Source organism: Azonexus sp., from assembly GCF_036170495.1.
Lineage (GTDB): Bacteria > Pseudomonadota > Gammaproteobacteria > Burkholderiales > Rhodocyclaceae > Azonexus.
Genome location: NZ_JAVHPH010000068.1, coordinates 1 through 6026 on the forward strand (window position 1 = coordinate 1; position 6026 = coordinate 6026).

A 6026-nucleotide genomic window follows, 5' to 3' on the forward strand; every position below is an offset into this window, starting at 1 on the left:
GGCCGCTGCCGGCAACCGGCGTCAGGGTCAGCGCGTTGCCGGCAGCGATACGGTAGAGCCCCGGTCCCTTGGCGTGCAGTTTCTTGTCTTCGAGCACCTTGCCGAGCTTGCCGGCGACCTTCTTGCCGACATCGACGCCGAAAAATTCCAGCACACGGATGGCCAGCCCGGCCGCGCCGCGTTCGCCGACCACCGCCCGGCGCGGCGTCAGGCGGGTGAATTCCCAGGCGCCGCTTTCCCCGCGCGGCGGTGGGCTGCCGTATTCGCGGGTTAGGTCGTCGGCCCGGCTCCACAGCACGAAGCCGTTTTCAAGGGCGACGCGAACGACTGTTTCCGGCTTGACCTCGATCTCCTCGCCGGCGCCGTCGCGGGCGCTGCCCGGGGCGAGGCGGAAGAGCGGTTGAGGCCCGCCGGGCTGGCTGGCGCCGCGACTGCCGGCGCCGATTTTGGTGCCGCGTATGCGTATCGTGCGTGTCGTCATGCTGTGTCTCCTCTACGGCTCACCGGGAAATGCGTTTATTTCAGGTCAATGCCTTGCGCGTCTTGGCCGCGCCCGTGCCGAACAGCTGCGGCGTCTGCGGATAACTGGCCGAGGGCAGACTCTTCAGCATGGCCTTGTACCAGTCGTTGTAGGTCGCTTCCGGCTTCAAGGCCTTGAGCGTCTTCAACGCGTAGTAAGTGAAAGCGCCGTTGTAGCGGCCGTTTATCTTCGCGTCGTAGCTGTAGTTGTTGGGGCCTTCCTTGCAGCCGGCCAGCAACAGGTCGCCGACCTGCTTGACGAAGGCGCCGGTGAGCGGCGAGGTGCCGATCGGCCCGACCATGGTCTGCGCCGCCTTGCCGGCAAAGTTCTTGGGCAGTTTGCTGGCCGGCAGCCAGTTGCCCATCGGCATGAAACGCGGCCGGGTGTCGGCGTCCTTGTCGGCCTTGGCGGCGCGCGTCACGGTGCCGGAATGGCAGCTGTCGGCAATGAGCAGCAGGCGGGCGCCGCCTTTGCGCGTGGCGAAAAGGGCCTTGATCTCGTCGTCGGTCAGGGCGCTGCCGCTGGTCTGCAGGTCGTAGGGGCAAAGCGCCTCGTCGAGGCCGTCGACCTCGTCGCCGTCTTCGTCCGGCTGGTAGGTGCCGTGGCCGGAGAAGGTGATGACCAGGCTGTCGCCCTTGCCGCCGCCGGCGATCAGCTTGCTCATGGCGTCGACCATGGCGGCCTTGGTCGCCTTGTCGTCGAGCAGCAGCGTGGTCTTGTAGCCGCGCGCGGCGAGAACGGCCGCCCAGTCCTGCGCGTCATTGACGCAGCCCTGGAGGTCCATGTGGGTGCCGGGGTAATTGTTGATGCCGATGCAGAGTGCCGTCTTCTTGGCCATGATTCGTCTCCTTTTTGAGTTGGTTCGCGAAGCGCTACAAACAACAGGGTGAATCAAAAATGACATTCGGGTTACCAGAGCTGGCGCGTATCCAGCCAGTTCACTTGGCCGGTTCGTCGCTTGACCTCGCGCACCATGTGCGCCGTGCCGCCGGGGCCGTCGCCGCCACCGCCGTTCCACAGGCAGATGAAGCGGACCCGGCTCAGGCCCTGGGTCAGCGCGCTGTAGAGCAGCCACAGGTTGCAGCGTTCGAAGGGGTCCATCTCGCGGCCGTCGCGGTCGCGCGGCAGCGGGCCGAGTTCGTCCGGCATGATGCGCGGCGCCAGGGTGAGCTGGTCGCGCAGGGCCAGGTAACGCTGGCGCCAGGCTTCGCCGTTGGCCGAGGGCAAGACGGATGCTTCGATGAAATCCGGCTCTTCGAGCGGTAGCAGCATCTGGAAGGGCACGCCGCGGGCCAGGCAGGCTTCGCCGAACAAAATGTCGCCACCGGCCGCGCCCTGGGCGAAGGCGAGGTCGTTCGGGCCGGCGCCGAGGCCGTCGAGCAAATCGCCGAGGCAGGCGGCGGCGATCGGCTCCTTGTCGGCGGGAAAACGGGGATCGGCCCGGTCGGGGCCATCGATCATGTGGCCGGAAAAGAGAAAAACCTTGTCCGGCTGGCGCTGGCTGGCCGGCGGCTTCATGCGCTGCATGGCGCGTTCGAGCGTGGTCAGCGCCGCGTTCACGTTATCCGGCTTGAAGCCGAGAAGGGCGAGCAGGCCGATGTGTTTGTAGGTTGCTTCGAGGGCCAGCCAGTCGTTGTCGACGTGGGCGATGGCCTCGCGGAAAGCGGCGCCGACGGTCGCCGGGTCGCCATCAATGATGGCCAGGGCGCCGAGGTTGGCCAGCGCCCAGAAACGGTTGGCGTCGTCGCGCTCGCACGATGCTGCCCAGGTGACGCCGCCGGCCATGATGGCGGCCTCGCTGGCAAAGCGCGAGTCGCCGGTCAGGTCGCGGTAAACGTGCATCATCATCACCGCGTTGATGCCTGACAGGTAGTGGCCGGGGCTGCTTCGGAAAGCCCGGCTGTAGCTCAGGATGGTGTCGCGCAGCAGGGCGTCTTCGTAGGCGGCATCGCGGCGCATCTGCTCTGCCGTGTGCCCCGGGATACGCCAGGCGCTGACCCATTCTTCCTTGTCCAGGCGGCCAAGCAATTCCCAGGCGTCGATGTCATCCTCATTGTCGTCGATGAGCCGCTTGTATGCGGCCCGTGCTTCATCCTTGCGGCCCAGATGCTGCAGGCAGACGCCGCGCTGGCGGGCGGCTTCGTGGTTGTCGGGGGCAAATTCGAGGGCCAGGTCGCATTGTTCGAGGGCGAAATGAAAGTGCGCCATGCGGCGCAGCGCCTCGCCGGCCTTGAGGTGCGCTTCGACGCGCAGCGGCGTGGCCGGCGCTTCGTCGGCGAGGACGAGAATGTCTTCCGGGTGGTTGGCGTTGCGCGCCACCTCGATACGGGTCGCCCAATCGTCGTGGTTTTCCCAGTACTCCAGCGCATTGCCGACGCGCAGCCGCGTCCAGTCCGGTTCCTCGAGATTGGGCAGGAGGCTGTACACCGGGCTGGTCTTGCGGCCGCGCCAGGCGTTCAGCGTCAGGCGCGCCATGTTGGCCAGCGCCGCGATGTCGGCGGCCAGCCTTTGCGGGTCGGGGGCGCCGTCGAGCAGATGGTAACTAAGCTTGCGGTCGGTGTAGATGTCGAAGGGCTGGGCGGCGCGCGGCCCCTGGATGAGAATGACGCCGCGCGCCCGCAAGGCGTGGCGGACGCCGAGTTCGTACCAGACATTGGGATTGTCCAGCGTCAGGTCGGCGACCACGAGGTCGGCCATCAGCAGTTCCTGGAAGAGATCGGCGCGAATGTCGCCGGCGCCCTGTTCCTCGTCGGCCCGCAGAACTTCGAGTCCGGCACTCTCCAGCGCCGGCCGGATCAGTTCGGCATAAACCCGGTCGAAATCGATCGGATGGCCGTCAGCAGCGGCTTTGCTGCCGAACGGCATGGCGACGAAGACATGCAGACTCATGGACGCCCCTCTGTTGGCCTGACTCATCAGCCGCCGCCCGATGCGATTTTGGGTTCATCGCTGGCGGGTGGTTTGCGGCATTCTTTTGATGCACTGCGGACTTGCCTGCATGCAAGTCGTTGAACCATCTTAGACCGATGATCGTGTCATGCCAAGCGCCTTTGTTCGCGTCCCGGCAAGGTTGGATTTCACGGTCAACCGGAAAAAACGGCTAAAAATGAAATGGCGATGGCTGCGATCCCTTGCGTCGCGCTTTCGGATCGTGCTATCAGTGGCTAATGACCCCCGCTCTTTCTTCCCTCTCGCTTCCCAAGGCCGTCCTTCGATGAGCTCCCGCAATCTCCGCCGTCGCCTGGCCACCGAGCTTGCCGCGGCGGCCGCCGCCTATCAGGTTGCCGCCGTCATTCCCCATTGCGCGCAGTGCTCGAAGCCCTGCTGCCGACTCGACGTGCTCGTTCTCGAGCTGGAATGGAAGCAGGTCAAGGTGCTCTGGCAACTCGGCGAATCGCGTCCGGCCTTCGACCGGCGCCTCGCTGCCGGCCAGGGCCCCGAGGAAATCCGGGCCGGCAATGGCCTCTACTACGCCCACCGCAAACCCTGTCCGGCCTATGACCAAAGCTGCGGCGCCTGCCGGGTCTACGACCAGGAGGTGAAACCGGTTGGCTGCACCGACTTCCCGGTCTACGAAGATGATGGCTGCGTCATCGCCGACCTGCGCTGCGAAGCCGTGAATCTCGACGCCCTGACCGCCTGGATAGCCCGCGCCGTCGGGCCGGCCTATCGTGTCGTCAATTCGGCCGACGCGGAGTTTCCTTTCCTGGTTACGTTGGCGGTGAAGAGGGTGGTCGGCAAGGGCCGACGTTCGACTGACTGAAGTGAGAAGCCCTCGGTGCGGCGAGTCTTGGCGAATCACTTCAGGCTACTACTTCCGATTTTCACCCCTGACTTTACTTTTAGCATAGAGTATTGGGATGAATTGAGGACATAACTCAAATGCCCCACTTTTTGACTAACAACAACATCAGGCTATCAGGCTTTGTCGATGGCAACCCGGTGGCCACATTCATCATCGATGCTGACCATCGCGTCGTTTGCTGGAACAAGGCCTGCGAAGCATTGACCGGCATTGCTGTGGAACGGGTCATCGGTACCCGGGATCATTGGCGGGCGTTCTATGCGAGCGAACGTCCGATCATGGCCGACCTGATACTGGACGGTGGCAAAGAAGCCGACATCCAGTATTTCTACCAGGACAAGTTCCATCCCTCCTCATTGATCGAGGGGGCCTGCGAAGCCGAAGATTTTTTCGCCGATTTCGGTGACGACGGTCGCTGGCTACATTTCACCGCTGCTCCTGTCCTCGACGACCAGGGCAAGATGGTCGGTGCTATCGAGACCCTGCAGGACATCACGGAACGACGCCATGCCGAGGCGGCTCTCCGTGAGAAGGAAGCGTTCGTTTCGCAGGTGGTGGAAAGCAATTCAGTGCCCACCATGGTCATCGATAGCGAGCATCGCATTACGCACTGGAACAGGGCCTGCGAAGTCCTTACCGGGCGCAATGCCGACAATGTGCGCTTATCGCGGGACCACTGGCATCCTTCGTTTGCTGACGCCCGGCCCTTTTTGGCCGATCTCGTCCTGGACGGGGCCATCGAAGCCGATTTTCATCGTTTCTACCGAGGCAATCTCCGGAAGTCTACCTTGATCGATGGCGCTTTCGAGGCAGAGGAGTTCGTCGAGGGTGCCGACGGAGTCGGGAAATGGCTGTTTTTTACTGCCACGGCGCTGCGCAGCCGGGACGGTGTCGTGATTGGCGCCATAGAAACCATGCAGGACGTGACCGAACGCCGCATGGCCGAGGAGTCACTGCGCGAAAGCGAGGAGCGTTACCGTCAGCTGAGTCTGACCGATTCGCTGACCCAGCTCAGCAACGCCCGCCAGTTCAACATGGCCCTTGATCAGGAACTGGAACGTTCGGTCCGTTACCGCCGTCCGCTAACCTTGCTCATTGTCGATGTGGACGACTTCAAGCAGGTTAACGACACGTGGGGACATGCCGAAGGCGACCGGGTTCTGCAGACTCTGGCAGGGGTCATCCAGTCATGCTTGCGCCATGCGGATAGTGCCTATCGCTATGGCGGTGAAGAGTTTGCCGTGCTGATGCCCGAGACGGATGCCGTCGCCGGTGTCATATTTGGCGAGCGCCTGCGCCTCAGTTTTGAGGAAAGCCCGCTGACACTCTCCGGCGGCACGGTGCTGAATGTCAGTATCAGCATCGGCGTCACCGAATACTGTCCAGGTGACGATGTGCACAGCCTGTTTTGTCGGGCGGACGAGGGCATGTACAAGGCCAAACGCCTCGGCAAGAACCGTGTGGTGCTCGTCGAGCCACCGAGTGGGCCCTAGCGCTGGGGCACTGTTCTGGCGACAAAAGATAAAAAATGGCCCGGGAGAAGCTTCTCCCGGGCCATTTGTTTAGCGACTAAAAATCAGGCGAAGTTGGCTTCGGCGAACGACCAGTTAACCAGCGAAGCCAGGTAGGTTTCGACGTATTTCGGACGCATGTTGCGGTAGTCGATGTAGTAGGCGTGTTCCCAGACGTCGACGCAGAGCA

Annotated in this window: 6 protein-coding genes; 2 read left to right on the forward strand and 4 right to left on the reverse strand. The window is 63.4% G+C overall.

Annotation, left to right across the window (positions count from 1 at the left end):
* From ADADOO_RS02245 to ADADOO_RS02255, 3 genes are all read right to left on the reverse strand, one after another.
* Positions 1–481: hypothetical protein (locus ADADOO_RS02245; RefSeq protein ID WP_511274633.1), on the reverse strand; the 481-nt coding region annotated here is incomplete at its 3' end.
* Between the two features lie 40 nt (positions 482–521).
* Positions 522–1358 carry a caspase family protein gene (locus tag ADADOO_RS02250; protein WP_511274635.1) on the reverse strand — a complete coding sequence of 279 codons (837 nt, stop codon included), beginning with the start codon at positions 1356–1358 and terminating at the stop codon, positions 522–524.
* Positions 1359–1429: 71 nt separating this feature from the next.
* Positions 1430–3409 (reverse strand): tetratricopeptide repeat protein, encoded by a 1980-nt coding sequence (locus tag ADADOO_RS02255; protein WP_511274637.1) that lies wholly within the window; start codon positions 3407–3409, stop codon positions 1430–1432.
* Between the two features lie 325 nt (positions 3410–3734).
* On the opposite strand from ADADOO_RS02255, the gene ADADOO_RS02260 reads away from it, so the two are divergent.
* Both ADADOO_RS02260 and ADADOO_RS02265 read left to right on the forward strand, forming a co-directional pair.
* Positions 3735–4283, forward strand: coding sequence for a hypothetical protein (locus tag ADADOO_RS02260; protein ID WP_511274639.1), 549 nt, complete (start codon positions 3735–3737; stop codon positions 4281–4283).
* 119 nt (positions 4284–4402) lie between these two features.
* A complete protein-coding gene (locus tag ADADOO_RS02265; protein WP_511274640.1) occupies positions 4403–5818 on the forward strand; it encodes a sensor domain-containing diguanylate cyclase in 1416 nt (471 codons plus the stop codon).
* An 83-nt stretch (positions 5819–5901) separates the two neighbouring features.
* Here the strand turns inward: ADADOO_RS02265 and ADADOO_RS02270 are convergent.
* A partial coding sequence (locus ADADOO_RS02270) for a Fe-Mn family superoxide dismutase (RefSeq protein ID WP_511274642.1) occupies positions 5902–6026 on the reverse strand: 125 nt, incomplete at its 5' end.

Excerpts from the sequence above, each read along its gene's own strand:
- ADADOO_RS02250 (WP_511274635.1), bottom strand. The coding sequence starts at position 1,358 with ATGGCCAAGAAGACGGCACTCTGCATCGGCATCAACAATTACCCCGGC.
- ADADOO_RS02255 (WP_511274637.1), bottom strand. The coding sequence starts at position 3,409 with ATGAGTCTGCATGTCTTCGTCGCCATGCCGTTCGGCAGCAAAGCCGCT.
- ADADOO_RS02260 (WP_511274639.1), top strand. The coding sequence starts at position 3,735 with ATGAGCTCCCGCAATCTCCGCCGTCGCCTGGCCACCGAGCTTGCCGCG.
- ADADOO_RS02265 (WP_511274640.1), top strand. The coding sequence starts at position 4,403 with ATGCCCCACTTTTTGACTAACAACAACATCAGGCTATCAGGCTTTGTC.